The organism is Modestobacter excelsi (genome assembly GCF_005930495.1).
Classification (GTDB): domain Bacteria; phylum Actinomycetota; class Actinomycetes; order Mycobacteriales; family Geodermatophilaceae; genus Modestobacter; species Modestobacter excelsi.
On sequence record NZ_SJEX01000141.1, the window covers coordinates 1 to 5492 of the forward strand.

A 5492-nucleotide genomic window follows, 5' to 3' on the forward strand; every position below is an offset into this window, starting at 1 on the left:
CGCCAGCCCCCCGCGACCCGAGCTCCCGCCCGACCACCATCGCCCCGGCGAGGGCGTGCGCGGACTCGATCGCTGGGATGATGCCCTCGGTGCGGCAGAGCAGCGCGAAGGCCTCCATCGCCTCGGCGTCGGTGACCGGCCGGTACTCCGCGCGCCCGATGTCGTGCAGGAAGGCGTGCTCGGGGCCGACACCCGGGTAGTCCAGGCCGGCCGAGATCGAGTGCGACTCGATGGTCTGGCCGTTGTCGTCCTGCAGCAGGTAGGACCGGGCGCCGTGCAGCACCCCGGGGTCGCCGCCGGTGATGGTGGCCGCGTGCCGGCCGGTGTCCACGCCGTCCCCGCCGGCCTCCAGGCCGACCAGCCGGACGCCCTCGTCGGGCACGAACGCGGTGAAGATGCCGATGGCGTTGGAACCGCCCCCGACGCAGGCCAGGACGACGTCGGGCAGCCGGCCCTCGCGCTCGAGGACCTGCTCGCGGGCCTCGTCGCCGATCACCCGCTGGAAGTCGCGGACCATGGTCGGGAAGGGGTGCGGGCCGGCGACGGTGCCGAAGACGTAGTTGGTCGTCTCCACGTTGGTCACCCAGTCGCGGAACGCCTCGTTGATCGCGTCCTTGAGGGTGCGCGACCCGGTGGTGACCGGGATGACCTCGGCGCCCAGCAGCCGCATCCGGGCGACGTTGAGGGCCTGCCGGCGGGTGTCCTCCTCGCCCATGTACACGGTGCAGGACAGCCCCATCAGCGCCGCGGCGGTCGCCGTCGCCACCCCGTGCTGCCCGGCGCCGGTCTCGGCGATCACCCGGGTCTTGCCGATCCGCTTCGTGAGCAGTGCCTGGCCCAGCACGTTGTTGATCTTGTGCGAGCCGGTGTGGTTGAGGTCCTCGCGCTTGAGCAGCACCCGGGCCCCGCCGCAGTGCTCGGCGAACCGTGCCACCTCGGTGACCGGGCTCGGCCGGCCGGTGTAGTCCCGCTGCAGCCGGGCGAACTCCGCGATGAACTCCGGGTCGACCCGCATCGCCTCGTAGGCCTCGGTGAGCTCGTCGAGCGCGGCGACCAGCGCCTCGGGGACGAACCGGCCGCCGTAGACGCCGAAGTGCCCGGTCGCGTCCGGCCACTCCGGGCGCGCCGTGGCGTCGGGGACGTCAGGGGCCGGGGCGTGCGCGGAGAGGGTCATGCCCCAAGACTAGGGACCTCCCCGCCGTCGGCCCTCCTGCAGGGTCCCGCCGCGAGCCTGCCAGGGGTGGGGGGCCGGGAGGGCCCTCCTCAGCGGGCGGCGCGCGGGGTCGCCGGGTGGGACCCGGCCGTGACCAGGTCGGCGACCGCCTGGCGCGGGTCGCCAGCGGTGACCAGGCCCTCCCCGACCAGGACGGCGTCCGCCCCGGCGCCGGCGTAGCTGATCAGGTCGTGCGGGCCGCGGACGCCGGACTCGGCGACCTTGACCACCCCGCTGGGCAGCCCGGGGGCGATCCGCTCGAAGGTGCCGCGGTCGACGCTCAGCGTGGTGAGGTCGCGGGCGTTGACCCCGATCACCGAGGCCCCGGCCGACAGCGCCCGGTCGGCCTCGGCCTCGTCGTGCACCTCGACCAGCGCGGTCATGCCGAGGGACTCGACCCGCTCCAGCAGCCCGGTCAGCGTGTTCTGGTCCAGCGCGGCCACGATCAACAGCACCACGTCGGCGCCGTGCGCCCGCGCCTCGTGCACCTGGTAGCTGCTCACCACGAAGTCCTTGCAGAGCACCGGCACGTTGACGGCGGCGCGGACGGCGGCCAGGTCGGCGTGCGAGCCACCGAACCGGCGGCCCTCGGTGAGCACGCTGATCACCCGGGCGCCGCCGGCGGAGTACTGGGCGGCGAGGGCGGCGGGGTCGGTGATCTCGGCGAGCGAGCCCTTGCTCGGGCTGCGCCGCTTCACCTCGGCGATGACCCCGACACCGGGGGCGCGCAGCGCCGCGAGGGCGTCCAGGGCGGGCCGGGCGTCGCGGGCGGCTGCCTGCACGTCGGCCAGCGGGACGGCAGCCTGCCGGGCGGCGACGTCGTCACGGACGCCGTCCAGGATGTCGTCGAGGACGCTCACGAGCCCTCCTCGAACCGCTCAGCATGTGTCATGACCGCGTCCCCTCACCACTCGGATCGGTGAGATCACTCTAGAGACGTGCCGGTCCGGTTCCCTCCGGGGGGCGGGGAGCCCACCTGCGGGCCCCTGCTGTACAGGGCTGGGTGACGTGCTGGAACGGCCCCGGGGTGACGTGCTGGAACGGCCCCGGGGTGACGTGCTGGAACGGCCCCGGGGTGACGTGCTGGAACGGCCCCGTCCAGAGGCTCGCCCCGAGCTTGCGAGGGGTGAGGAGGACGGGGTCCTTCCTCACACGGTCGGGTCGTCGCCGCGGTCCAGGGCCTTCCACGCCGCCTGGTGCCGGTCCTCGGGGGACTCCGGCCGGCGGGGCCGGGACGGGGCCGGGGTCGTCCGGGCCGGGGCGCCGGCGCGCTCGTAGCGGCGTGCCATGCCCGGCCACGAGCGCCCGCGCAGCACGACGAGCAGCCCGGCGAGGACGGCGAGCACCCCGGCGACGAGCGCGAGTGCGGCCCAGCCGACCACCGGGTCGCTGGTCACCTGCGCGCGGCCCAGCCCCACGGCGGAGCTGACGTCGGTGGCGTCCAGGTCCAGCCCGCCGGTGACGCCGCGCAGGCCCGACCACCCGAGGACCCCTCCGGCGACCGCGACGACCAGTCCGACGGCGATCCGGCCGACGCCGCGGACGGCGATCACCGCGACCGCGGCCGCGAGCAGCAGCAGGCCGCAGGCGCCGACCAGCGGGGCCGCCTGGCTGCCGCTGAGCACCTCCGACGTCGGGGGCAGCGGCGCCTCGCGGGTGATCGTCACGTCCGCCCACGGCTGCGAGGACGACGACAGCGCCAGCCCGCCGGACAGCGCGCACAGCAGCACCGCGACGGTGAGCTCCCGCCGGGTCGAGGGCTTGCCCACCGTGGCTGCGGCATCGCTGCCGCGAGACGCTCCGCTCACCGGAGCTCCCGCAGCCCCTCCGCCGTCGCGATCGCGGTCAGCACGGCCCGGGCCTTGTGCCGGGTCTCCGCCTCCTCGGTCGCGGGGTCGCTGTCGGCGACGACCCCGGCGCCGGCCTGCACGTACGCGCGGCCGTCGTGCAGCACCGCGGTGCGGATGGCGATCGCCATGTCCATGTCACCGCTGGCGTCGACGTAGCCGACGGTGCCGGCGTACAGCGCGCGGCGGGTGGGCTCCAGGGACTCAATGACCTCCATCGCCCGCGGCTTGGGGGCTCCGGAGACGGTGCCGGCCGGGAAGGTGGCGTCGAAGACGTCGAGCGCGTCCCGGCCGGGCTCGAGCTGGCCACCGACGGTGGACACCAGGTGCATGACGTGGCTGTACCGCTCGACCCGCATGAAGTCGGCGACCTCCACGGTGCCCGGCACGCTCACCCGGCCGAGGTCGTTGCGGGCCAGGTCGACCAGCATCACGTGCTCCGCCCGCTCCTTGGGGTCGGCGAGCAGCTCCTCGGTGAGCCGGACGTCGTCCTCGGGCGTCGCGCCGCGGGGCCGGGTGCCGGCCGGCGGGTGCACCACGGCCCGGTCGCCGGTGACCGTGACGAGCGCCTCCGGGGAGGAGCCGACGACGTCGAACGGCGACTCCCGGCCGGCGAAGCGGAGCAGGTACATGTACGGCGAGGGGTTGGTGGCCCGCAGTACCCGGTAGAGGTCGAGCGCCTCGACCGCGGTCTCCAGCTCGAAGCGCTGGCTGAGCACGGTCTGGAAGACGTCGCCGGCGCGGACGTGCTCGCGCACCCGCTCGACCCCGTCCTCGAACACCCCGGGCGCCATGTTGCTGGTCACCGGCGGCACCTGGGCGGCCGACACCGTGGCCACCGCGGGCGGCACCGCCTTGGTCAGCTCGGTGGCCATCGCGTCGAGCCGGGTGACCGCGTCGTCGTAGCCGTCCAGTCCCCCGCCCACCACGTTGGCGATGAGCAGCACGGTGCCGTCGGTGTGGTCGAGCACAGCGAGGTCGGTGACGAGCATGAGCGCCAGCTCGGGCATGCCGAGGTCGTCGGTCGCGGTCCGCGGCAGCCGCTCGAGCCGGCGGACGACGTCGTAGCCGAGGTAGCCGACCAGCCCCCCGGTCAGCGGTGGGAGCCCGGCCGTCCGGGGCGAGCGCAGCCGGCGGGCCAGCGTGCGGACGGCGGCCAGCGGGTCCGCGGGGAGGTCGTCGGTCAGCCCGGTCAGGGCGTCGCCGAGCCACACCGTCGTCCCGTCCCGCTCGGTCAGCACCCCGGCGCTGCGCACGCCGACGAAGCTGTACCGCGACCACTGCTTGCCCTGCTCGGCGGACTCCAGCAGCACCGTGCCGGGCCGGTTCCCGGCCAGCTTGCGGTAGATGCCGACCGCGGTCTCGCTGTCGGCCAGCAGCCGGCGGGTGACCGGGACGACGGCCGCGTCGAGGGCGCCGAACTCCTCACGGGTCGGGGAGGTCGCGCCCAGCTCCAAGCTCACGCCGGTGCCCCGGCGACGGCGGGCAGCGGGCGGTGGAAGCAGCTGCGCTCGCCGGTGTGGCAGGCCGGGCCCTCCTGGTCGACCTGCAGCAGCAGGGCGTCGCCGTCGCAGTCCAGCCGGACGTCGCGCACCCACTGCCGGTGCCCCGAGGTCTCGCCCTTCACCCAGTACTCCTCCCGGCTGCGGGACCAGTAGGTGGCCCGGCCGGTGGTCAGGGTGCGGCGCAGCGCCTCGTCGTCCATCCAGGCGACCATGAGCACCTCGCCGGTGTCGTGCTGCTGGACCACGGCGGCGACCAGCCCGGCCGGGTCACGGCGCAGCAGCGCGGCGACCGCCGGGTCCAGCTCGGTGTCGGGGGCGGGGGCGGACATGCCCCGATCGTCCCACCCTGCCGGTCCGCCCCGGTCAGCCGCCCGCGTCCGTCGGCGCCGGGCGCCGCGCGACCCAGGAGCGGGCGTCGGGCAGGACGAGCAGCCCGCCGGCGACGAGGGCGAGCAGGCCGTAGAGCACGGGCAGCACGGCGACGCTGCCGTTGACCGTCGAGGGCGCGACACCGGTCAGCACGACGAGCCAGTAGACGCTCATCGCCAGCTGCGCGGCCGCCGCGACGAGCAGCCAGCGACGGTCCCCGCCCAGCGCCCGGACGCCGCCGACCACGAGCAGCGCGGCGAGCGCGAGCTGGACGACCGCCACCCAGCTGCCGACGCCGGCGTCCGGGCCGCGGGACAGGTTGAGCAGCGCGCTGAAGGCCATCGCGTACACGGTGCCGAGCAGCACCAGCAGCGTGGAGGCGAACGCGATCACGGCAGCGGCGATGACCGAGCCGGGGCGCTGGGGAGGGCGAGGCGCCCAGCCCCAGCCCGGCGGCGGGTACCCGGGGGGCGCGTACGGCGGCGGCCCCCAGGACGGCGGAGCCCCGAACTGCTGCGGGTACGGGACGGCCGGGTACCGGGCGGGCGGGTACTGGAC

The 5492-nt window shown here is 75.7% G+C and carries 5 protein-coding genes and 1 pseudogene; all 6 read right to left on the reverse strand.

What is annotated here, in order from left to right; translation table 11 throughout:
• Positions 1 to 1174, reverse strand: a 1174-nt coding sequence (gene trpB, locus FHL80_RS24735; protein ID WP_138735980.1) for a tryptophan synthase subunit beta, incomplete at its 3' end; no start/stop codon positions are given.
• Between the two features lie 89 nt (positions 1175 to 1263).
• On the reverse strand, positions 1264 to 2073 hold the full coding sequence (gene trpC / locus FHL80_RS24740) for an indole-3-glycerol phosphate synthase TrpC (protein ID WP_138735981.1): 810 nt from the start codon (positions 2071 to 2073) through the stop codon (positions 1264 to 1266).
• A 288-nt stretch (positions 2074 to 2361) separates the two neighbouring features.
• A complete protein-coding gene (locus FHL80_RS24745) occupies positions 2362 to 3021 on the reverse strand; it encodes a TIGR02234 family membrane protein (protein WP_246078940.1) in 660 nt (219 codons plus the stop codon).
• On the reverse strand, positions 3018 to 4523 hold the full coding sequence (locus tag FHL80_RS24750; RefSeq protein ID WP_246078941.1) for an anthranilate synthase component I: 1506 nt from the start codon (positions 4521 to 4523) through the stop codon (positions 3018 to 3020). Before FHL80_RS24750 ends, FHL80_RS24745 begins: the two co-directional genes overlap by 4 nt.
• The gene (gene hisI / locus FHL80_RS24755; RefSeq protein WP_138735982.1) at positions 4520 to 4894 is read right to left on the reverse strand and encodes a phosphoribosyl-AMP cyclohydrolase; all 375 of its coding nucleotides are present in this window, start codon (positions 4892 to 4894) and stop codon (positions 4520 to 4522) included. The genes FHL80_RS24750 and hisI overlap by 4 nt, the downstream gene beginning before the upstream one ends.
• A 34-nt stretch (positions 4895 to 4928) precedes the next feature.
• Positions 4929 to 5492 (reverse strand): annotated as a pseudogene (locus FHL80_RS24760) (hypothetical protein); the annotation flags it as partial.

What these genes read in the sequence shown, in the direction of transcription:
- hisI (WP_138735982.1), bottom strand. Translation starts at nt 4,894, where the DNA reads ATGTCCGCCCCCGCCCCCGACACCGAGCTGGACCCGGCGGTCGCCGCG.